Annotated in this window: 14 protein-coding genes and 1 pseudogene; 8 read left to right on the top strand and 7 right to left on the bottom strand. The window is 71.3% G+C overall.

From position 1 onward, the window contains the following. Positions 1 to 7: 7 nt before the first annotated feature. The gene (locus ACIOJD_RS18840; RefSeq protein ID WP_401914708.1) at positions 8 to 1,831 is read right to left on the bottom strand and encodes a dihydroxyacetone kinase family protein; all 1,824 of its coding nucleotides are present in this window, start codon (positions 1,829 to 1,831) and stop codon (positions 8 to 10) included. Between the two features lie 273 nt (positions 1,832 to 2,104). On the opposite strand from ACIOJD_RS18840, the gene ACIOJD_RS18835 reads away from it, so the two are divergent. After that, a complete protein-coding gene (locus ACIOJD_RS18835) occupies positions 2,105 to 4,543 on the top strand; it encodes a right-handed parallel beta-helix repeat-containing protein (RefSeq protein WP_401914707.1) in 2,439 nt (812 codons plus the stop codon). A 36-nt stretch (positions 4,544 to 4,579) separates the two neighbouring features. Here ACIOJD_RS18835 and ACIOJD_RS18830 read toward each other — a convergent pair whose 3' ends face one another. Then, entirely contained in the window at positions 4,580 to 5,797 is a 1,218-nt protein-coding gene (locus tag ACIOJD_RS18830) for a lactonase family protein (protein ID WP_401914705.1), read from the bottom strand. On the opposite strand from ACIOJD_RS18830, the gene ACIOJD_RS18825 reads away from it, so the two are divergent. From ACIOJD_RS18825 to ACIOJD_RS18815, 3 genes are all read left to right on the top strand, one after another. Continuing rightward, the gene (locus tag ACIOJD_RS18825; RefSeq protein WP_401914702.1) at positions 5,796 to 5,942 is read left to right on the top strand and encodes a hypothetical protein; all 147 of its coding nucleotides are present in this window, start codon (positions 5,796 to 5,798) and stop codon (positions 5,940 to 5,942) included. The two genes, ACIOJD_RS18830 and ACIOJD_RS18825, sit on opposite strands and share 2 nt — an antisense overlap. Before the next feature lie 79 nt (positions 5,943 to 6,021). Further along, positions 6,022 to 7,296, top strand: a complete 1,275-nt coding sequence (locus tag ACIOJD_RS18820; RefSeq protein ID WP_401914699.1) for a VWA domain-containing protein — start codon at positions 6,022 to 6,024, stop codon at positions 7,294 to 7,296. Next, on the top strand, positions 7,296 to 8,156 hold the full coding sequence (locus tag ACIOJD_RS18815) for a hypothetical protein (protein WP_401914696.1): 861 nt from the start codon (positions 7,296 to 7,298) through the stop codon (positions 8,154 to 8,156). The genes ACIOJD_RS18820 and ACIOJD_RS18815 overlap by 1 nt, the downstream gene beginning before the upstream one ends. Positions 8,157 to 8,256: 100 nt before the next feature. Here the strand turns inward: ACIOJD_RS18815 and ACIOJD_RS18810 are convergent, their stop codons facing one another. Beyond that, positions 8,257 to 9,138 carry a response regulator transcription factor gene (locus ACIOJD_RS18810; RefSeq protein WP_401914693.1) on the bottom strand — a complete coding sequence of 294 codons (882 nt, stop codon included), beginning with the start codon at positions 9,136 to 9,138 and terminating at the stop codon, positions 8,257 to 8,259. Positions 9,139 to 9,269: 131 nt separating this feature from the next. Between ACIOJD_RS18810 and ACIOJD_RS18805 the strand changes: the two genes are divergently transcribed. Together ACIOJD_RS18805 and ACIOJD_RS18800 are read left to right on the top strand one after the other, a co-directional pair. Continuing rightward, the gene (locus ACIOJD_RS18805) at positions 9,270 to 11,084 is read left to right on the top strand and encodes an AMP-binding protein (protein WP_401914691.1); all 1,815 of its coding nucleotides are present in this window, start codon (positions 9,270 to 9,272) and stop codon (positions 11,082 to 11,084) included. Positions 11,085 to 11,172: 88 nt separating this feature from the next. Next, positions 11,173 to 12,798 (top strand): AMP-binding protein, encoded by a 1,626-nt coding sequence (locus ACIOJD_RS18800; protein ID WP_401914688.1) that lies wholly within the window; start codon positions 11,173 to 11,175, stop codon positions 12,796 to 12,798. 60 nt (positions 12,799 to 12,858) lie between these two features. Here ACIOJD_RS18800 and ACIOJD_RS18795 read toward each other — a convergent pair whose 3' ends face one another. Continuing rightward, entirely contained in the window at positions 12,859 to 13,713 is an 855-nt protein-coding gene (locus tag ACIOJD_RS18795; RefSeq protein WP_401914685.1) for a hypothetical protein, read from the bottom strand. Between the two features lie 300 nt (positions 13,714 to 14,013). On the opposite strand from ACIOJD_RS18795, the gene gcl reads away from it, so the two are divergent. After that, positions 14,014 to 15,795 (top strand): glyoxylate carboligase, encoded by a 1,782-nt coding sequence (gene gcl, locus ACIOJD_RS18790; protein ID WP_401914682.1) that lies wholly within the window; start codon positions 14,014 to 14,016, stop codon positions 15,793 to 15,795. Positions 15,796 to 16,104: 309 nt separating this feature from the next. On the opposite strand, the gene ACIOJD_RS18785 is transcribed toward gcl, so the two are convergent. Continuing rightward, positions 16,105 to 16,926 (bottom strand): TIM barrel protein, encoded by an 822-nt coding sequence (locus ACIOJD_RS18785; protein ID WP_401915535.1) that lies wholly within the window; start codon positions 16,924 to 16,926, stop codon positions 16,105 to 16,107. 260 nt (positions 16,927 to 17,186) lie between these two features. On the opposite strand from ACIOJD_RS18785, the gene ACIOJD_RS18780 reads away from it, so the two are divergent. Then, positions 17,187 to 18,347, top strand: coding sequence for an FAD-dependent monooxygenase (locus tag ACIOJD_RS18780; protein WP_401914680.1), 1,161 nt, complete (start codon positions 17,187 to 17,189; stop codon positions 18,345 to 18,347). 76 nt (positions 18,348 to 18,423) lie between these two features. Here the strand turns inward: ACIOJD_RS18780 and ACIOJD_RS18775 are convergent. Together ACIOJD_RS18775 and ACIOJD_RS18770 are read right to left on the bottom strand one after the other, a co-directional pair. Further along, positions 18,424 to 18,728 (bottom strand): annotated as a pseudogene (locus ACIOJD_RS18775) (hypothetical protein). Between the two features lie 368 nt (positions 18,729 to 19,096). Further along, positions 19,097 to 20,104, bottom strand: coding sequence for a 1-aminocyclopropane-1-carboxylate deaminase (locus ACIOJD_RS18770; RefSeq protein WP_401914678.1), 1,008 nt, complete (start codon positions 20,102 to 20,104; stop codon positions 19,097 to 19,099). Positions 20,105 to 20,116 lie beyond the last annotated feature (12 nt).

Here is a 20,116-nt window from a genome sequence, read left to right as displayed (position 1 = left end):
CGCCACATCAGCCGTTCTCCGCAGGGGAGTTGAGAGCTTCCTGAACGGCGGCCGGGGCCAGGGCGGCGACGATCAGGGCGAACGAGACGGCTCCCGCGTCGGGTGTGCCGAGGCTGTGGTCGCCGTGGGTACGGGCCCTGCCCAGGCGCGCGGCGATCGCGGCGGTCGCCTCCGCCGCCTCGCCCGCCACCCGCGCAGCCTCCGCCCACGCGGCGGCGAATCCGGCCGTCGGGAGCGCGGCCTCCAGCCGCTCGACGAACGGCACCGCCGCGTCCACCAGCGTCTTGTCGCCGGGCCTGGCCCCGCCGATCCGCAGCACGGCGTCCACCGCGGCCCGTACGCCCTGGGCGAGCGGCGCGCCGTGACCGGGCCGTTCCGCGTCGCCCGGCGGTGAGGCCTCGGCCGGCGGTGAGGCCTCGGCCGTACGGCCACCGGCCGCGTCACCGTCGCCCAGTACCGAGCCGAACGCGGTCAGCGCCGCGCCCCACAGCGCGCCGGACGTGCCGCCCGCCCGCTCCGCCCAGGCCGCACCGGCCCGGAACAGGACCGTACGCGCGCCGCCCCCGAGGGCGACCGCCTCGTCCGCCGCCTCGACGGCGGCCTCGGCCCCGCGCCGCATGCCGATGCCGTGGTCGCCGTCGCCCGCCACGGCGTCGATGTCGCCGAGGCGCCGTTCGTGGGTCACCACCGTGTCGCGTACGGTCCGCAGCGCTCCGGCCAGCCGCGCTCCCAGAGCGCGTGAATCGGTGCTGCCCGGTACGACCGGCGGCAGCCGGTGGGTGGTGGCGAGGTCATCCGTACGGGGCGGCCGGGGGCCGACGGCGCCGCGCCGGAAGGCCGGGGTGGCGGCCGGAGCCGTCCACAGCGCTTCGAGTCCGGCGTCGAGGAAGGTCAGGGTGAGGGAGAGACCGGCCATGCCGAGGCTGGTGATCTGCTCGCCGACCACGGGGGCGACGACGGTGAGCCCCTCGGCGGCCAGCCGCTCGGCGACGCGACGGTGGACGACGTACAACTCCTCGTAGGTGGTGGCGCCGAGGCTGTTGAGGAGCAGCGTCACCCGGTCGGAACCGCCCCCGGCCACGGCTCCGGCCGCTGCCTCGCGCTCGGCGAGGAGGCCGTCCACGAGCAGGTCGGCCACCTCGTCGGCGGTGGTCAGGGGCAGCGTCTCGATGCCGGGCTCGCCGTGGATGCCGAGACCGAGACTCATCTGCCCGGCCCGGACCATGAAGGGTGGCCGGTCGACACCCGGCAGGGTGCAGCCGCCGAAGGCGATACCGAGGGTGCGGGTGGCGGCGTTGGCCTTGCGGCCCGCGCGTTCGACCTCGTCCATGCCGTGGCCGGCCTCGGCCGCCGCGCAGAGGATCTTCAGTACGGGGAGGTTGCCGGCGATGCCCCGGCGCCGGGCCCGGTCGTCGCTCGGTCCCGACGCGATGTCGTCGGTGACCACGAGGATCCGTACATCCATGCCCTCGGCGCGCAACTGCTCGGCGGCGTGGCCGAAGTGCAGGAGGTCTCCCGCGTAGTTGCCGAAGCCGAAGATCACGCCGCCGCCGTTGTGGGCGGCGCGCGCCACCGAGCAGATCTGCGAGGCGGACGGTGAGGCGAAGACATTCCCGCAGGCCGCGCCGTGCGCGAAGCCGGGACCGACCCAGCCCGTGAACGCGGGGTAGTGGCCGGTGCCCCCACCGACGACGACGGCGACCTGGCCCGGTGGAGTGGCCGAGGCGCGGACGACTCCGCCGTGCACGGTGCGGATCTCGTCGGGATGGGCGGCGGCGAAACCGGCCAGGGCCTCGTCGGCGAAGGCGCGCGGGTCGTTCGTCAGCGGCATTCTGACGATGTATCACGACCAGGGCCCGATCGCGATGAAGCTCATGGGCTTCGACGGCGGTGTCACACTCGCCGACGGACCCGCCCCGCGTCCCCCCTCTCCGGTCCGCCCTGACCTGGAGCACCCCGGCCCTCGAACGGAATTCCGGTGCAACGGCGCCGCCGTCCCGCTCGTCCTCCATGCGCGGGGCGGCGACCGGGACGCCGCCCCGGGCCCAGGTCCTTTCCGGGCGTTCCGGGCCCGGAACGCCCGGAAAGGACCTGACCCACCCGGATGGACATCAGCGTCAGCCCAGTGGCCCCGGCCACCGGCTCGACCGGCGGGAGACAGCACGTGCTCTACATCTTCGGCGGCAGCCCCTCGGCCGTACTCACCGACGCGACGGGCGCGGTCGTGCCCGACTGTCCCGTCGTGGTCACGGTCGTCGGCACCGGCGCCACCGTCACGGAGCTGTACGAGGAGGACGGTGTCACCCCGATCGGTTCCCTGCGGTCCGACCCCGTGGGCAGCGACACCCCGGGTGCGATCCGTACGTTCACGGCCGTCGACGTACGGGCGGTCCGCTACGAGTACACGGGCGCGGACGGACAGCCGGTCCGCCGCTACGAGACGGGCCGCGCGGCGGCCCCGGTCCCGGATGTGGCCGCGATCCCGAACGTGCCCCTGTCCCTGGCCGATGCCCCGGTGGCCGGTCTCCACGTCGTGCGGGACGCGGTCGGCGACGGTGTCACCGACGACGCCCCGGCCATCCAGGCGGCCCTGGACGAGGCGTACGCGGCGGGAGGCGGGATCGTCCTGATCCCCGGCGGAAGGACGTACGGCGTCGGTACGTTCCTCGTCGTCAAGGCCCGTACGACCGTGTGGGCCTACGGGGCGACGATCCGCAGCGTCCACGCCAACCGGGGGTGCCTGCGCAACTTCATGCCGGACGACTCCTTCACCGGTTACGGCGGCCACTCCCGGATCTCGGTCCTGGGCGGAGTGTGGGACGGCAACGCGAGCGACGGAGCCGGTGGCGGCCTGGTGACCGGCACGACGAACATCGCGTGTTTCATTCACTGCCAGGACATCACCGTGCGGGACGCCGTCTTCCTGGACACCTCCGGCGCCCACGGCCTGGAGTTCAACGCCGTGTCCGGAGGACGGGCGCTGAACTGCCGTTTCGAGGGGTTCCGCGACAACTCCTCCGACGGCAGCCGGCTGTCGTCGGAGGCGATCCAGATCGATCTGGCCAAGTCCGGATCGTCCTCCATCCCCGCCTACGACGGCACTCCGTGCAAGGCGATCACCATCGACGGCTGCTGGTTCGGGCCGTCCGCCCGGCTGGGCTACTTCGGCCGGGCCGTCGGCAGTCACGCACAGGTCGCAGGCCAGTACTTCGAGGACATCTCGATCACCGGGAACGTCGTCGAGGGCGCGCTCGAATCGGGGATCCGGGGCTGGTGCTGGCGCCGCGCGGTCATCAGCGGCAACACCGTCCGGGACGCGGCGGCGAGCGGCATCCACGTCTCCGTGCCCGACCCCGCCGCCGGTACGGTCTACACCTCCTACGGCGTCACGATCAGCGACAACCTGATCGAGGGTGCGCGCAGCGGTTCCGGCATCCGCGTGCTGGGATACGACACCGCGCCCATCGCCGACGTACGGATCAGTGACAACACCGTCATCGGCAGGAGCGGCACCACCGCCAACGGCATCCAGACCCAGTACACGCCCCGCGCGATCGTCGCCGGGAACACGGTCGGCCCCGTACCGTCGACCGGCATCTATCCGCAGTACTCGGACCGTGTGAACGTCACGGGCAACATCGTCACGGGCACGTCCTCCAACGCGGTCAACGTCGCGGGCTGCGCTTCGGCCTCGGTGACGTCCAACCTGATCGACACCACCGCCGACCACCACGGAATCGTCATCGGCGCCGGCACCGACGGCCGTACCGGCCCGGGGGCGCTGGTCGTCGGCAACCGGATCGAAGCGGCAGCCGTCGCCGGTGTCCGGGTGTCGCAGACCGGCTGCCACATCTCCGCCAACAAGGTGATGAAGGGCTCCGGCACCACCGCCAACGGCGTCAGCCTCACCAGTACCGCCACGGGCTGTGTCATCACCGACAACGACCTGTCCGGCAACGGGTGGTCCACCTCGGCGGCCCTTCTCACCTCCACCGCCCTGCCCGTCACCGGCGCGGGCGGAGGCACCGCCCTCCCCGGCTCGAACGTGGTCAACGCCCTGCGGCCGCCCACTCTGGCGACCGTGGCGAACTCCACCGCGCAGACCCCGATCGCTTCGGTGAGCATCCCCGCCAACGACGCCGCACCGGGCGCCGGTTACCGCTTCACGGCACGGGGGACAGCCTCCACGACCGGCGCCCCGACCCTCGCCCTGGACGTCTCTCTGGGCGGCACCTCGCTCATGCCGTTGCGGGGCGCGATCGCCACCGCCTCCGCGCTGTCCTCGGCGGGCTGGGACCTCGAAGTCCTGCTCACCTGTGTCACCGCGGGCGCCTCGGCGACCTGGACGGGGCGGGCCACGCTCCTCAGCCGACTCACCAACGGGTCCACGGGAGCCGTCGTACAGGACCTCGGCCTCGTCGACACCACGGTCGGCAAGGACAGCGGCGCGACCCAGTCCCTCGCCGTACGCGCCACCTGGGGCACGGCCAGCACCTCGAACGCCATCGGGGCGACGGCGGCCACGATCGACCGCGTCGGCTGAGCCGGTCCGGCCCGGCTCAGCCGAAAGGGCCCCGCTCTACAGCGGCAGGGCGCACACCGCGACCGGCGAGGTGAACGGGGCGCCCGCCGACCGCAGTTCACCGGTTTCCTCATCGACGTGGAAGACCGTGACCGAGTTCGACCGCTGATTGGCGGCGAACAGCAGACCTCCCCCGCCGCCGGCGGCTCCGGCGGGGGAGAGGGCGAGCTGGCGCGGGAAGTCGCCGCCGACGGGCACGGTGTCCAGCAGGCGGAGTTCGGCGCCGTCCGCCTCGACGGCGTACCGCGTGAGGCTGTTGTGCCCGCGGTTGGCGAGATAGGCGAACGCGCCGTTGCCGGTCACCACCAACTGCGCGGGAAAGCTGCTCCCCGCGCTGCCCGCACCCGTGGACCGGGGCTCGCCGGGCGTGAGCCGGCCCGACGCGGCGTCGTAGGCGCAGACGACGACCGTGTTGTCCAACTCGTTGGCCAGATAGGCGAACGCGCCCGACGGATGGAATGTGAGATGCCGGGGGCCCGCTCCGGGGCTCAGGCTCGCGTGCGAGATCCGTGTGAGCGTGCCTGCCGTGGTGTCGAGGCGGTACGTGTAGACGGTGTCGTTGCCGAGATCGACGGCCAGCACATGGCCGCCGTCCGGGGCGGTGACGATCTGGTGGGCGTGCGGGCCGCTCTGGCCGGGGCCCGGCGGCGGGCTGGAGTGCGTGCTCAGGTCCGTACGTTCGCCGAGCGCGCCCGAGGCGTCGATGGGGTGTACGGCGACGCTGCCGGAGGTGTAGTTGGCGCTCAGCAGCCACTTCCCGCCGGGATGCACCGACAGGTGGGTGGGTCCGGCGCCACCCGTGCTCCGGGTGCCGAGAATCCGGTGATCGCCGTCGTCGGCGAGGGCGATCGCCGTGACACCGCCGTCCTCCTGCTCATTGACGGCGTAGAGCGTGCGACCGTCCGGACGCACGGCGAGATACGAGGGGTTGTCGACGCCCGAGAGCGTGCCGGTGCCCGTGATCGTGCCGGTTTCGGGGGCGTACGTCGCCAGGCCGACGCCGGTGCCGCCGCCTTCGACGGAGGTGTACGTACCGAGGAACAGCGGCCGGTCGGCGGCGCGCCCGGGGGAGGGCGCGGGAGCGGCTCCGCCGGTGGCGGTGCCGGGCGTGGCGCCGTCGGGCGCGGTGCCCCCGGGGGTGATGCCGTCGGGCACGGTCGCCGCCACGACGGCCGTGGTCGCGGCGAGCGCGCCCACGCCTATACCCACTCCCATGAAGCGACGGCGGCTCAGCGCGGTCGCCGAGCCCGCCGATCTCGGCGACCCCACCGACCTCGGTGATCCCACCGATCCCGCCGATTCCCCCGGTCCCGTCGGTTCCGCGTTGCCGCTCATGCAGGTCACCTCGTTCGTCGATTAACTTGCCTGTGCCAACTGGTTATTGACGCTGCGTCAGTTTTTGTTTGGCTCCGTCGAACCAACCTCACTATCATCCGGCGATGATCATAAGTAGACGGTCGGCAGCCGCCCTGTGCGGCCTGTTGACCACCCTGGCCGTAGGGCTCTTGCCTCCCGCCGCCATCGCCGCCGACGAACCTACCGAAAATCCGGCTCCGAAGGTCGATCTCGTCCTCGACGTCAGCGGATCGATGCGGGCCCGCGACATCGACGGCGGATCGCGGATGGCGGCGGCGAAACAGGCGTTCAACGAGGTGCTGGACGCCGTACCGCAGGAAGTGGAACTGGGCATCCGCACCCTCGGGGCGAACTATCCCGGGAAGGACACGAAGGTCGGCTGCAAGGACACCGAGCAGCTGTACCCGGTGGGTCCGCTCGACCGTACCGAGGCGAAGACCGCCGTCGCCACCCTCGCCCCCACCGGCTGGACGCCCATCGGACCGGCCCTCCTCGGCGCGGCCGACGACCTCGAAGGCGACGGCGACGCCACCCGCCGCATCGTCCTCATCACGGACGGCGAGGACACCTGCGCCCCGCTCGACCCCTGCGAGGTCGCCCGCGAGATCGCGGCCAAGGGCATCCACCTCACCATCGACACCCTGGGCCTGGTGCCCGACGACAAGACCCGGCGGCAGCTGACCTGTATCGCCGAGGCGACCGGCGGCACCTACACCTCGGTGCGGCACACCGATGAACTCTCCGGACGTGTCAAGCAGTTGGTGGACCGCGCCGCCGACCCGGTCGTCACGCCCGTGGCGACCGAGGGTGCCGCGCGCTGCGCCGACGCTCCCCGGGTCAGGCCCGGCCTCTACAGCGACCGCGAGAAATTCTCCGAACACCGCTGGTACCGCGTGGACGTACGGCCGGGCCAGGAACTGCGCGCCTCGGTCAGCGTCGCCGCCGACCGCGCCGTCGACCGGGACTACGGTGTGCTGCTGCGTGCCGTGACCACGCACGGCAGAGAGATCGTCCGGGGCTCGGAAGCGGGCGACGGGCGCACCGATGTGATCTCGTCCGGTCTGCGCTATCCGAAGCCGGAGGCCGACGGCCTCGACGACGAGAACCCGCCCGCGGAGACGGTCTGCCTCCAGGTCAGCAACGCCTTCTCGGCGCCCGACTCCGTGAAGACCACGCCCGGCCTGCCTGTCGAGCTCTCCGTCGGCCTGGTCGACTCGCCCGACGAGCCCTCCGACATCGCCGCGTTCGGGCTCGGCCGTGGCTGGTGGCTGCTCGGCGCGATGGTCCTCACGGGCCTGCTCGCCGGACTGCTGTGGGGCTGGATATCGCGTCTGCGTGTCGTCTGGAGGACCAACTGATGCGTATCACCGGTAGCTTCCGCCGTTCCCAAGTCTTCCGCACCGCCGGTCTGTTCACGGGTTCCCTGCTGGCCGGTGTGCTGCTCCTCGGCACGGCGGGCGGTGCCCTGGCCGACGAGTCCCCGACGCCCTCCGGCACCGCCTCGGGCGATTCCGAAGGCGCCGAGGCACCGACCGAGGCGGGCACGTCCTTCCGTACCGCCACCGCGTTCCGGCCGGACCAGCGGGCCACGGCCGACGCCTCCACGGGTGACTACCTGTACTGGGTGCTCCCGGTGGACGCGGGACAGCGCGCCACCGTCACCGCCAAGGTCACGCTCCCCGAATCCGCCGCTGTCAGGAAGGGCGCGGCCACCTGGCAGGTGGACGTCTACGACGGACTGCGCCGCCACCAGCCGTGCGTGTACGGCGCCCGGACCAGGGCGCTGGCGGCCGACGCCCGCGAGGTGGAACTGCGCTGCACGCTGCGTACGGTACGGGCCTGGGCCGAGCCGTGGTCAGACGATCCGCTGCCGGGCAGCTACTACGTACGTCTCACCGTCGTGAACGCGCAGGAGGAGGACCTCGGTCTGCCGGTGCGTACGGAGATCGGGGCGTCCGTCTCCGATCAGGGCGGGGCCGAAGCGGTCGACGGCCGGCTGGCCGTCCCGTTGACCCCGGGCCGTACCACCGTCTCGCAGAGCGACAGCGGCGGCGGATCGAGCGACGGGGCGCGTCCGGCCGCGTCCGGTGTCGAACCGGAGGACGGCTGGTCCTCCGGCTGGTGGACGGACCGCTGGCTCTGGACCGTGGCCGGAGGTGTGCTCGGCGCGCTCGCGGGCATCGCCGGCTACACCCTGGCGCGTCCCGCCCGCCGGTGAGATCCGGCTGAGTACCGTACGAGGCACGCGACAACGGCAGGCGCGAGCGGGTGGCGGCCGGGGGCAACACCCGCCGCCACTCGCCTCACCCTGTGCGTGTCTACGGAAGCACCCCCGCCCGCCTGGCCGCGACCACCGCTTCCAGGCGCGTGTGCGTGCCCAGTTTGCGCATCGCCGAGCGCAGATAGCCCTTCACCGTCTCCGGTCGCAGGCCCAGCAGTTCGGCCGCCGTCGCGTTGGTCGAGCCCGACGCGACACAGGCCAGGACATCCACCTCGCGGGGCGCGAGCGCCACCGGTACCCCGCGCGAGGGGTCACCGACCGCACCCGGCGAGCCCGCCGCCTCCACCGCCCCCACCGCGCCCGCCAGGCGACCGCAGACGGACAGCAGTTCCGTGCGCAGCTGCGCGTCCACGAGCTTCGGCGCCAGCGCCCGCAGCTCGCCGTGGGCCGCGCGGACCTCTTCCCAGGCACCGGGGCCCGCCGCCGGATCGCGGGGAAGCGACTCGCGGGTCACCGCGAGCAGGCGCCGCACCTCGTCGCGTACGAGCAGGGCCTGTTCCACGTCCCGGGCGGCGGCGACCGCCGCGTCGAAGGTCCGCTCGCCGACCGGCAGCGCGCTGCGCAGCGCGCCGTACAGCACCCCGCGCACCGTGCGCCGGACGACCACGGGCACCGCGAGCACCGAGCGCAGGCCCTCGGCCGCCACGGCCGCGTCGTACTCGTGGCTGATGTGCCGTGCCTCCCGGTAGTCGGTCACCGCGCACGGCCGGGCCAGGGCGATCGACTTGCCGCCCAGGCCGTTGCCCGAGACGACCGTGAGTTCGCGCAGCGCCCCCGTGGACGCGCCGTTCAGCTCGGCGATACGCAGTTGTCCCACGTCCTCATGGAGCAGCCCGCCGAATGCCACGGGCAGCCCGGTCGTACGGCGCAGCCGCAGCAGCGCCGACCGCATTTCCACCGCCTCGACCGCTTCGGCCACGTTCTCCGCCTCTCGCCATGTCCTGATGTCCGGTTCCGCCGGCGTCCGGCAGCCACCCCCGTCCGGGGGTGGTGAGACGCACGTCACTGATTACACGATGTCAGTGAACGGTCCGGCAATGAGGAGGACATATGACGTCAAGCGCGGCACGGCCGACGGGAGCGACAGGAGGGACGAGAGTGACGCGCGGTGCGGGCGATGCGGGCGGCCCCGCCGGTGCGGGCGGTCCGGGCGACGCGACCGGTCCCACCGGGCTGTTCCGGGCGGCCCGGGACTTTCTCCTGGCGCACCGCGAGGACTACGCGACGGCGTACGAGGGCTTCACCTGGCCGCGACCCGAGCGTTTCAACTGGGCCCTGGACTGGTTCGACCGGATCGCGGACGGCAACGACCACGTCGCGCTGCACATCGTCGAGGAGGACGGGAGCCGCACGCTGCGGACCTTCGCCGAGATGTCCGCCCGCTCCGGCCAGGTCGCGAACTGGCTGCGTGAGCAGGGGGTCCGGGCGGAGGACCGGATCGTCGTCATGCTCGGCAACCAGGTCGAGCTGTGGGAGACCGCGCTCGCCGCGATGAAGCTGCGGGCCGTCGTGATCCCCGCGACGCCGCTCCTCGGCCCGGCCGATCTGCGGGACCGTATCGAGCGCGGCCGGGCCGGACATGTGATCGTCCGCTCCGAGGACACCGCCAAGTTCGCCGGCATCCGGGGTGGCTTCACCCGGATCGTGGTGGGCGGGGAGCCCGGCGCGAGCGAGACCGACGGTGCTTCCGGCCGCGCCGTGTCCGGCTGGCGGCCGTACGAGAGCGCCTACGACGGGCCCACGGCCTTCGAACCCGACGGCGTCACCCACGCGGACGATCCGCTGATGCTGTATTTCACCTCCGGCACGACCGCCCGGCCCAAGCTGGTCGAGCACACCCACGGTTCGTATCCCATCGGCCATCTCGCGACGATGTACTGGATCGGACTGAGGCCGGGCGATGTCCATCTGAACATCGCCTCACCCGGCTGGGCCAAGCACGCCTGGTCGAATCTCTTCGCGCCGTGGAACGCCGAGGCGACCGTCTTCATCCACAACTACACCCGCTTCGACCCGGTACGCCTGATGGCGGAGATGGACCGGACCGAGGTCACCAGCTTCTGCGCCCCGCCCACCGTGTGGCGGATGCTCATCCAGGCCGATCTGTCCCAGCTGCGTACCCCGCCGCGCGAGGCCGTCGCGGCGGGCGAACCGCTCAACCCCGAGGTGATCGAGACGGTCCGCCGGGCCTGGGGTGTGACGATCAGGGACGGCTTCGGCCAGACCGAGACCGCCGTCCAGGTCGCCAACTCGCCCGGCCAGTTGGTGAAGACCGGATCGATGGGCCGGCCGACCCCCGGCTTCAAGGTCGAGCTGCTCGACCCGGTCACCGGCGCACCCGGCGCCGCCGAGGGCGAGATCGCGCTCGACCTCGCCGCCCGTCCGGTCGGCCTGATGACCGGCTACCACGGCGACCCGGACCGGACCGCCGAGGCGATGGCCGGTGGCTACTACCGGACCGGTGACATCGGCGCGCGCGACGCCGACGGCTACATCACCTACGTCGGCCGGTCCGACGATGTCTTCAAGGCGTCCGACTACAAGATCTCGCCGTTCGAGCTGGAGAGCGCGCTGCTGGAACACGAAGCCGTCGCCGAGGCAGCGGTCGTCCCCGCGCCCGACCCGCTGCGGCTGGCCGTGCCCAAGGCGTACATCGTCCTCGCCGAGGGCTGGGAGCCCGGCCCGGACACGGCGAAGCTGCTCTTCGCCCACTCGCGCGCGGTCCTCGCGCCGTACAAGCGGGTCCGTCGCCTGGAGTTCGCCGAACTGCCCAAGACCGTGTCCGGGAAGATCCGCAGGATCGAGCTGCGTGAACGGACGGCCGGGGGATCGGCCGCCGAGTACGACGAAGGTGACCTGCGATGACGGACGAAGGAGATCCGCGATGACGGGCGAGGGCGATCCGCGATGACGGGCGAGGGCGATCCGCGATGACGGACGAAGGAGATCCGCGATGACGACCGGCAACCGGGCGGCGGCCGACTCGTATACGCACGGCACCGGTACGGTCCCGCTGCTCGGAGACACCATCGGCGCCAACCTGGACCGGGTGATCGGCCGGTTCCCCGACCGGGAGGCGCTGGTCGACGTACCGTCCGGACGGCGCTGGACGTACGGGGAGTTCGGCGCGGCGGTCGGCGATCTGGCGAGGGCCCTGATCGGGCGCGGGGTGGCGAAGGGCGACCGGGTCGGGATCTGGGCCGTCAACTGCCCCGAGTGGGTGCTGACGCAGTACGCCACCGCCCGCATCGGCGCCATCATGGTGAACATCAACCCGGCCTACCGCGCCCACGAGCTGGAGTTCGTGCTCAACCAGTCCGGGATCTCGGTGCTGATCGCCTCCGTCGCCCATCGGACCAGCGACTACCGCACCCTGGTCGAGCAGGTGCGCGGTCGCTGTCCCGAACTGCGCTCCGTCCACTACGTCGGTGACCGGACCTGGGACGAACTGCTCGGCTCCGCAAGCAAGGTGACGGATCATCAGCTCTACGCGCGTGAGGCGGAGTTGTCCTGCGACGACCCGATCAACATCCAGTACACCTCGGGCACCACCGGCTTCCCCAAAGGCGCCACCCTCTCCCACCACAACATCCTCAACAACGGCTATTTCGTGGGAGAGACCGTCGGTTACACCGAGCGGGACCGGGTCTGCCTGCCCGTCCCCTTCTACCACTGCTTCGGCATGGTCATGGGCAACCTCGGAGCCCTGTCGCACGGCGCCTGCGTGGTCGTCCCCGGGCCGTCGTTCGAGCCCAAGAAGACCCTGGAAGCGGTCCAGCGGGAGCGCTGCACCTCGCTCTACGGCGTCCCGACGATGTTCATCGCGGAGCTGAACCTCCCCGGCTTCGCCTCCTACGATCTCTCCTCGCTGCGCACCGGGATCATGGCGGGCTCGCCCTGCCCGGTGGAGGTGATGAAGCGGGTCGTCGCCGAGATGAACATGGCCGAGGTGTCCATCTGTTACGGCATGACCGAGACCTCGCCGGTCTCCCTCCAGACGCGGCGCGACGACGATCTCGAACGCCGTACGGGCACGGTCGGCCGGGCGCTGCCGCATGTCGAGGTCAAGGTGATCGACCCGGTGAGCGGGGTGACACTGCCGCGCGGCGAGGCGGGCGAACTGTGCACGCGCGGCTACAGCGTGATGCTCGGCTACTGGAACGCGCCGGAGCGCACCGCCGAGGTCATCGACGCGGGCCGCTGGATGCACACCGGCGATCTCGCGGTGATACGGGAGGACGGCTACGCCCAGATCGTCGGCCGTATCAAGGACATGATCATCAGAGGCGGCGAGAACGTCTATCCACGGGAGATCGAGGAATTCCTGTACGGCCACCCGAAGATCGCGGACGTGCAGGTGGTCGGCGTACCGGACGAGAGGTACGGCGAGGAGATCCTGGCCTGTGTGATCCCGCGCGACCCGGCGGATCCGCCGTCGGAGGACGACATCGTGGCGTACTGCCGGGAGCGGCTCGCGCACTACAAGATCCCGCGCAGGGTGGAGGTCGTGGACGCGTTCCCGATGACGGTGAGCGGAAAGGTCAGGAAGATCGAGCTGAGGGAGCGGTTCTCCGGCTAGGCGCGTCCGGGGCCGGCCCTTTCTGTTTCCGTCCGGTCCCGGACCGCCCCGCGCCGCTTCCTACGCGCCGGCCGAGACCAGTTCGTCCGCAGGCCCGTTGACCGGCTGGGGCGCGCCCGTGAGATCCATGACGAAGAGCGGGAGGCCGAGGTCGTCCGCGCGGGCGCGGGCTTCGTCGGCGTACCCCGCCAGCGAGAAGTAGACGCTCACCACCGACGCGCTCAGCCCGTTGAGCCAGAGACACTCGACGGAACGTACGGAGGCCGGGGCGGCGGTCGGGTCGACCTGGGCGACCACACCGGGCCCGCGCAGATCGATGCCGGAGGCCGGCTGATCCTCGGCCCGGACGACGCTCTTGAAGCCCAGCCAGCCCAGGTACAGCGCCGCGGCCGTCACCGCGTCATGCGGTGTACGGATGGTCGGCGGGCGGAACGACGGGCGCGGTGACGCCGCCGTCCGAGGCAGCGGGATGTGTGTGGGCGGTCCGGCCGTCGGAGGCCCGGTGTCCGGGGCCGAGGTCCTGTCGGCGCCCGTGGCCGCTCCCGTGGCCGCTCCCGCATCCGTGTCCGCGTCCACGCCGACATCCAGCTCCAGGTCCGCCTCCGTGTCCGGGCCCACGGGCGTCTCCGTGTCCGAGGACTCCGCCGTCGGGCTCACCGGCCGTACCGGAATCCGCAGCAGCGAGCCGCACGCGCAGCCCAGCTCCGGCTGTGGCCATTGGTCCTGCCGCCCGCACTCCGTACAGCGGATCCGCACCCAGTCGTCGTCCCAGGTGCGGTGTGTGACCGGTTCCACCGGTACGTCCGTGAGCAGTGGCGGTGCGACCGGCGCCCCGCACACGCAGGGGTAGACCGACGCCATGAAGGCGTGACGGCTGCCGCAGGACGGGCAGTGCACGGAGACGCTCTCTCCCATCACGACCCCCTTCGTTCCCTCGGGCCTCTTCGGCCCCGCTGATCTCTTCGCCCGCGCTCCGTTGCGCTCCGTGCCCCATCGTCCACCAAGAGCGAGGCCATGGGGAGGGGCTTGGGTTCATCCCTTGACGCTCGCCCGGCCCGCACTTAGATTGATTCCGTATTACAGAAAGCATATTCCGCATTACGGAAGATTGATAGGAGGGCTGCTGAGAACCGACTCTCCGGTGGCGCGACAGAGCCCGGCTCCACAGCGTCCGTGTCCTCCGCATTCGCCGGCTGAACTCAAGCAGGAGCACCCATGCCTCGAATGACCGCGGCCCGAGCGGCCGTCGAAATCCTCAAGCGGGAAGGCGTGTCGCACGCGTTCGGCGTGCCGGGCGCCGCGATCAACCCCTTCTACGCGGCCCTCAAGGCGTCCGGCGGGATTCAGCACACGCTGGCCCGCCATGTCGAGGGCGCCTCGCACATGGCCGAGGGCTACACCCGTACCCGCCCCGGCAACATCGGTGTGTGTGTCGGTACGTCGGGGCCCGCGGGCACCGACATGATCACCGGCCTGTACTCCGCGACCGGTGACTCGATCCCGATCCTGTGCATCACCGGCCAGGCGCCGACCGCGGTGCTCCACAAGGAGGACTTCCAGGCCGTCGACATCGCCTCGATCGCGCGGCCCGTCACCAAGGCCGCGACGACCGTGCTGGAGGCCGCGCAGGTCCCCGGCGTCATCCAGCAGGCCTTCCACCTGATGCGTTCGGGCCGGCCTGGGCCGGTCCTCGTCGACCTGCCCGTCGATGTCCAGCTGACCGAGATCGAGTTCGACCCGGAGACGTACGAGCCGCTGCCCGTCCACAAGCCGGTCGCGAGCCGCGCGCAGATCGAGAAGGCGATCACGCTCCTCAACGCCTCCGAGCGCCCCCTGATCGTCGCCGGTGGCGGTGTCATCAACGCCGACGCCTCCGAACTGCTCGTCGAATTCGCCGAGTTGACCGGCATTCCGGTCATCCCGACCCTGATGGGCTGGGGTGTCATCGCCGACGACCACGAACTGAACGCAGGCATGGTGGGCCTCCAGACCTCGCACCGCTACGGCAACGCGACCTTCCTGGAGTCGGACTTCGTCCTCGGCATCGGGAACCGCTGGGCGAACCGCCACACGGGGAACCTTCAGACGTACACCGCGGGCCGGAAGTTCGTCCACGTCGACATCGAACCGACGCAGCTCGGCAAGATCTTCCCGCCGGACTACGGGATCGCCTCCGACGCCAGGGCGGCGCTGGAGCTGTTCGTCGGGATCGCGCGTGAGCTGAAGGCGGCGGACGGGCTCCCGGACCGCGGCGCGTGGGCGTCCTCGGCCCGGGAGCGCAAGTCCAGGCTCCAGCGCCGCACCCACTTCGACGACGTGCCGATCAAGCCGCAGCGCGTGTACGAGGAGATGAACCGCGCCTTCGGCCCCGAGACCCGGTACGTCACGACCATCGGCCTCTCCCAGATCGCCGGCGCGCAACTGCTGCATGTCTACCGGCCGCGCCACTGGATCAACTGCGGCCAGGCGGGACCGCTCGGCTGGACCATCCCCGCCGCACTCGGCGTCGCCACCGCCGACCCCGGGGCCACGGTCGTCGCCCTCTCCGGCGACTACGACTTCCAGTTCATGCTGGAGGAGCTTGCGGTCGGCGCACAGCACAGGATCCCGTACGTCCATGTCCTGGTGAACAACGCGTACTTGGGCCTGATCCGCCAGGCGCAGCGCAACCTCGACATCAACTTCCAGGTCAACCTCGAATTCGAGAACATCAACACCCCCGAGATCGGCGTCTACGGCGTGGACCACGTCAAGGTCGCCGAGGGGCTCGGCTGCAAGGCGGTCCGGGTCACCCGCCCGCAGGATCTGCTCCCCGCCTTCGAGGAGGCGAAGAGGCTCGCCGCCGAGCACCGCGTCCCGGTGATCGTGGAGGCGATCCTCGAACGGGTCACCAACATCTCGATGGGCGTCGACATCGCCGCCATCAACGAGTTCGAGGACCTGGCGACCGAGCCCGGCCACGCGCCGACCTCGATCCTCCCGCTCGACATCTCCTGACGCGCGGCGCCCCTCCCTCGGGGAGGTGCGGTACGGGGACATGCCTGCCTCACACTCCAACTCCCCCGCAAAAAAGTAGAGTTGGAGTGTGAGGCTTTATGCGAGTGCCACCCCCGCTCTCCTGAACCTATTGCTGGGCGTACATCGTGGACGGGTTCGCGACCCCGATGCCCTGATCGGCTCATCCGTCGGGATCCGAGTGAAGGGAACCGGGCGGCGGCAGTGCCGGGGCGCGACCTGACAGGTGTCGGCGCTGCCACCGCCCGGGGTTCAAGGGGCCCGGGTCCGGACGGACCGGGGCATGTGCCGTCAGCCGGGCAGCCAGCCGAAGGACTCGGCGCTCGGGCGGTCGCCCGGCTTGTACTCCAGGCCGACCCAGCCGTCGTAACCGGTCGCGCGCAGGCGGCCCAGCAGGTCCTCCAGCGGCAGCGATCCGGTGCCCGGCGCGCCACGGCCCGGGTTGTCCGCGATCTGTACGTGGCGGGTCCGGTCGGCGTAGCGGTCGATGGCGTCGTTCAGGTCCTCGCCGTTCATCGACAGGTGGTAGAGGTCGAGCAGGAACGCCGTATTGCCCAGGCCCGTGGCCGCGTTGACCCGGTCCACGACCTTGATCGCCGACTCGGCGCTGACCAGGGGGCAGCGCGGGGACTCGGGCTTGTTGAGCGCCTCGATCAGCAGGGTCGCCCCGATACGGTCGGCCGCTCGGGCGGCCATGACCAGGTTCTCCAGGGCCAGGGCGTCCTGCACCCGAGGCTCGACGCCGTCGACGCGGTTGCCGTAGAGCGCGTTGAGCGCCGTACATCCGACGGAGGCGGCGAAATCCGCCGCGACCTCGACGTTGGCGCGGAACCGCTCGGACTCCTCGCCGGGTACGGAGAGCGCGCCCCGGTCGGGACCCGGCAGCTGTCCGGCGTAGAAGTTCAGCCCCACCAGCCGGGTGCCCGCGTCGTCGAGTGCCTTCTTGAGGGCGTCGAGTCCGGCCTGCGGCGGGGCGGGGTCGTCGGGCCAGGGCCACCACAGCTCCACGGCGGTGAAGCCCGCGGCGGCGGCGGCCGCGGGGCGCTCCAGCAGCGGGAGTTCGGTGAAGAGGATGGACAGGTTCACATCGAAGCGCGAGGTGCCGGTGAGCATGGGGCCAGGCACTCCTTCCATACGGATCAGGGGGCCGCGGCCCTCCATGGACTCGGTAGATTCCATATTGCGGAAGTTATTTTCTTCTTTGTGGAAGACTGTCGCGACGCTCCTGGGCTGTCAAGTGGTGGTCCCGGAAATTCCTCACCGCCGGGCCGCGACTGAGTACGGCGCGGATCGTCCATCCGCCGGCTCACGCCGTCATTTCGGTTCGGTGACGGCGCGGACCGGCTCGGTGAGGGGCCGTACGTTGTATCGGCATGAGACCCCGTATCGCCGTGATCGGCAGCGGCCCCGCCGGCCTTACCCTCGCCCGCGTCCTGCACCGTCATGGTCACCCTGTCACCGTCCTCGAACGCGATCACGCCCGCGACGCGCGTCCCGCGGGCGGCGCGCTGGACCTGCACGAGGGGCTGGGCCAGCTGGCGCTGGAGAAGGCGGGGGTGCTGGCGGAGTTCCAGGCGCTGTCCCGTCCCGAGGGGCAGGCCATGCGCATCCTGGACACGGACGGAACCGTCCTGCGCGACTGGCGACCTCGTCCGGGTGACCGGGCCAATCCCGAGATCGACCGCGGGCAACTCCGTGACCTGTTGCTCGGACCCCTGGACGTTCAGTGGGGGCGGGGCGTGACGGAAGTGGTGCCGGAGAGGCGGGATGGCGCGCTGGTCCATTTCGCGGACGGGCGACAGGAGACGTTCGACCTCGTGATCGGCGCGGACGGTGCCTGGTCCCGGGTCCGCCCGGCGGTCTCGTCCGCGACGCCGCGGTACACCGGCGTCACCTTGGCCGAGACCTCCCTGGACGACGTCGACACCCGTCACCCCGACCTCGCCCGGCTGGTCGGCGACGGTTCCGTGGCCGTGTACGGCGTGAACCGCGCGCTCGTCGCCCAGCGCAACAGCGGCGGCCACGTCAAGGTGTACGCCCAGTTCCGCGTGGAGCCGGACCGGCATACGAACCCGGACCGGCACATGGGCGCGAACCAGCGCGCGGGCCTGGACCCGGCCGACGCCGAGGCCGTGAGATCAAGGCTGCTGGCCCTGTTCGACGGCTGGGCCGCTCCTGTCCTCGAACTCCTCCGCCACGGGCGGGCTTTCGTCCACCGCCCCCTCTACGCCCTTCCCGTGTCCCACACCTGGGGCCACGTCTCCGGGGTGACGCTACTGGGCGACGCCGCCCACCTGATGCCCCCGTTGGGAGTGGGCGCGAACCTCGCGATGCTGGAAGGCGCCGAACTCGCCGAGGCCATCGCCGCCGCCCCCGGCCCTGGAGATCTGGACGAGGCCGTCCGCGCCTTCGAGGAACACATGTGGGCACGGGCCGGCAGGTGGGCGAACTTCACGATGGCTGGTCTGGAACGCCTCGTGAGCCCGGACCCCTCCGAAGCTCTCGCCCTCTTCGACGAGGTCCAGTCTTCCTGACCGCCGAGCGCGAGAGCATGGCCCGGTCCGCCGGTTCCTCGCCCCCCGGCCATCCCGACGCGGATGATGAGTCACCTCACTTCAGGTGCCGGCCGAAGAACCGGTTCCCGTCGTCCACCTCGAACCACGGGGTGCCGGTGTGCCCGCCCAGATCGGCGTGCAGTGTCTTCTCCTTGGTGCCGAAGGCGTCGAACAGGTCCAGGGCGCGCTGGCCCGCGCCACCAGCCGGGGTTCCCGCTTGGGCAGGCCGTTGTTGTGGGCCATCAGGATCAGCGGGGCCGGTGCGGATCCGGGCGTCCACAGGGTGCCGGGGATCTCGCCGAGGGTGAATTCGCGTTCGAGGACGCCGTCTTCGAGGCGCTGTTCGGAAGTGAATCGCATGGTCGTGCCTTTCGGGAGTGCGCTGAAACGGCGCTCCCGGACGACCTATCGTCCGGCCGTGACCCCGGAGGGGAGCACCCATGTCGATACTGCGTTCACGGGTACCACCTCCTCGTTCTCTCGCACGGCCCCGGAAAAGTAGCAGTGGCCGCCGTGGTCCGCCAACGGGTTTTCGCGGGGGCTCCGTGGCCGGTCGGTGGCGCTCCTTGAGCCGGCCGAACCCGGTGCGGGTTCCGGCGGGTTCGCTGGTGAGCCGCTGGTCGAGGTTCCGCGACCGAGCGATGCGCGCCTCGCGTCCGACAATACGGGGAGGTGCCGCCGCACCTCCCCGTATTGCCCGTCCCCTCCGGGGATCGCCGGGACAGCCCTCAGCCGAAGACGCCGCTGTAGGCGTTCAGGGCCTGCTGGCCGCCCAGGTGCGCGTAGAGCACGTTCGAGTCCTTGCCTATCTCGCCCTTGCGCACCAGGTCGATGAGCCCGGCCATGGACTTGCCCTCGTACACCGGGTCGATGATCATGCCCTCCAGCCGGCCGGTGAGCCGGATCGCGTCCAGCGTCGACTGCACGGGGATGCCGTAGTAGTCGCCGGCCCACCCCTCCAGCACGCTGATCTCGTCGTCGCGCAGCTCACGACCGAGGCCGATCAGGTCGGCGGTGTGCCGGGCGATACGTTCGACCTGGTCGCGGGTCTCCTGGAGCTTGGCCGACGCGTCGATGCCGATCACCCGTCGCGGCCTGTCCTGTCCGGCGAACCCGGCGATCATTCCGGCGTGCGTGGAGCCCGTGACGCTGCAGACGACGATCGTGTCGAAGAAGACGCCGAGTTCGGCTTCCTGGCGCTCCACTTCGTACGCCCAGTTCGCGAACCCCAGGCCGCCCAGCCGGTGTTCCGAGGCGCCGGCCGGGATCGCGTACGGTATGCCGCCCTCGGCGCGCACGTCGTCGATCGCCTGCTGCCACGAGTCCTTGATCTCGATGCCGAACCCGGCCGAGTCGAGCCGGACGTCGGCGCCCATGATGCGGGACAGGAGGATATTGCCCACCTTGTCGTTCACCGAGTCGGGCCAGTCGACCCACTTCTCCTGTACGAGACGGGCCTTGAGGCCGAGGTGAGCGGCGACGGCGGCCACCTGGCGGGTGTGATTCGACTGGTAGCCGCCGATCGACACCAGGGTGTCCGCGCCCTGGGCCAGCACGTCGGGGACGATGTATTCGAGCTTGCGCGTCTTGTTGCCGCCGTACGCGAGCCCGGAGTTGCAGTCCTCGCGCTTCGCCCAGATACGGGCGCCGCCGAGATGCTCGGTCAGGCGCTTCAACTCGTGTACCGGGCTGGGGCCGAAGAGCAGCGGGTAGCGTGCGAAATCCTCGATGGCCATGGTGGAGTCCTT

Origin of the sequence: Streptomyces sp. NPDC088116 (assembly GCF_044741745.1) — a bacterium.
Taxonomy (GTDB): domain Bacteria; phylum Actinomycetota; class Actinomycetes; order Streptomycetales; family Streptomycetaceae; genus Streptomyces.
This window is presented reverse-complemented; position numbering and strand designations above follow the sequence as displayed.

Coding starts and splice junctions, on each gene's coding strand:
- ACIOJD_RS18840 (WP_401914708.1), bottom strand. CDS start 1,831: ATGCCGCTGACGAACGACCCGCGCGCCTTCGCCGACGAGGCCCTGGCC.
- ACIOJD_RS18835 (WP_401914707.1), top strand. CDS start 2,105: ATGGACATCAGCGTCAGCCCAGTGGCCCCGGCCACCGGCTCGACCGGC.
- ACIOJD_RS18825 (WP_401914702.1), top strand. CDS start 5,796: ATGAAGCGACGGCGGCTCAGCGCGGTCGCCGAGCCCGCCGATCTCGGC.
- ACIOJD_RS18830 (WP_401914705.1), bottom strand. CDS start 5,797: ATGGGAGTGGGTATAGGCGTGGGCGCGCTCGCCGCGACCACGGCCGTC.
- ACIOJD_RS18820 (WP_401914699.1), top strand. CDS start 6,022: ATGATCATAAGTAGACGGTCGGCAGCCGCCCTGTGCGGCCTGTTGACC.
- ACIOJD_RS18815 (WP_401914696.1), top strand. CDS start 7,296: ATGCGTATCACCGGTAGCTTCCGCCGTTCCCAAGTCTTCCGCACCGCC.
- ACIOJD_RS18805 (WP_401914691.1), top strand. CDS start 9,270: ATGACGTCAAGCGCGGCACGGCCGACGGGAGCGACAGGAGGGACGAGA.
- ACIOJD_RS18800 (WP_401914688.1), top strand. CDS start 11,173: ATGACGACCGGCAACCGGGCGGCGGCCGACTCGTATACGCACGGCACC.
- ACIOJD_RS18795 (WP_401914685.1), bottom strand. CDS start 13,713: ATGGGAGAGAGCGTCTCCGTGCACTGCCCGTCCTGCGGCAGCCGTCAC.
- gcl (WP_401914682.1), top strand. CDS start 14,014: ATGCCTCGAATGACCGCGGCCCGAGCGGCCGTCGAAATCCTCAAGCGG.
- ACIOJD_RS18785 (WP_401915535.1), bottom strand. CDS start 16,926: ATGCTCACCGGCACCTCGCGCTTCGATGTGAACCTGTCCATCCTCTTC.
- ACIOJD_RS18780 (WP_401914680.1), top strand. CDS start 17,187: ATGAGACCCCGTATCGCCGTGATCGGCAGCGGCCCCGCCGGCCTTACC.
- ACIOJD_RS18770 (WP_401914678.1), bottom strand. CDS start 20,104: ATGGCCATCGAGGATTTCGCACGCTACCCGCTGCTCTTCGGCCCCAGC.